The organism is Sporosarcina koreensis, assembly GCF_001531445.1.
In the GTDB taxonomy this organism is placed as follows: domain Bacteria; phylum Bacillota; class Bacilli; order Bacillales_A; family Planococcaceae; genus Sporosarcina; species Sporosarcina koreensis_C.
In genome coordinates, this window is sequence record NZ_LQYA01000367.1 from 1 (window position 1) to 296 (window position 296).

General features: G+C 51.0%; 1 protein-coding gene. It reads right to left on the minus strand.

Going from position 1 to position 296, the window contains the following annotated elements; genetic code table 11:
* On the minus strand, positions 1 to 296 hold a 296-nt coding region (locus AWV70_RS24030), incomplete at both ends, for a hypothetical protein (RefSeq protein ID WP_201024473.1).

Sequence of the window (296 nt, forward strand, 5' to 3'; positions counted from 1 at the left end):
TCTTCGTCAACTGGTGTATCGACAGTTTCTTCTCCATCAACTGGAGCGTCCACCGCTTCCTCTTCGTCAACTGGTGTATCGACAGTTTCCTCTTCGTCAGCCGGAGCATCTACCACTTCTTCTTCATCAACTGGTGCATCGACCGCTTCTTCTCCATCAACTGGAGCGTCCACAGCTTCTTCTTCATCAGCTGGAGCATCGACCGCTTCTTCTTCGTCAACTGGTGTATCGACAGTTTCTTCTCCATCAACTGGAGCGTCCACCGCTTCCTCTTCGTCAACTGGTGTATCGACAGT